This is a genomic window from Bradyrhizobium sp. Kon10, assembly GCF_055807395.1.
This window is the reverse complement of sequence record NZ_JBVVOZ010000143.1, coordinates 1-383: the sequence shown is the minus strand read 5'-3', so window position 1 is coordinate 383 and position 383 is coordinate 1. Positions and strand designations below refer to the sequence as shown.

General features: G+C 67.6%; 1 protein-coding gene. It reads right to left on the bottom strand.

Going from position 1 to position 383, the window contains the following annotated elements; genetic code table 11:
* Nucleotides 1-383: HAMP domain-containing protein (locus AC0L2O_RS36450; RefSeq protein ID WP_473373156.1), on the bottom strand; the 383-nt coding region annotated here is incomplete at both ends.

Genomic DNA, 383 nt, shown 5'->3' with positions numbered 1-383 from the left:
GTCGCCACCGACTGCATGTTGCTCGAGGCCTGCTCGGAGACGCCGGCGACCTGGCTCGAGAGGGTCTGCGTGGTCTCAGCGGTACGGGACAGCGTCGACGCCGAGGATTCGAGCTGCACGGCGGAGGCCGAGACGTTGGACACGATGGCGCCGACCGCGCTCTCGAAATCGTCGGCAAAACGGATCAGCTCGGAACGGCGCGCCGTGGCCAATTCCTTGTTCTGGGCTTCGCTGGCCGCCGCATCGCGCTCGGCCTTGGCCACGGCCTGAACCTTGAACTCTTCCACCGCGCCGGCCATCTCGCCGATCTCGTCCTTGCGGCCGAGGCCCGGCAGCACGACGTCGAAATTCCCCGACGCGAGCTCCCGCATCGCCTTGCACAT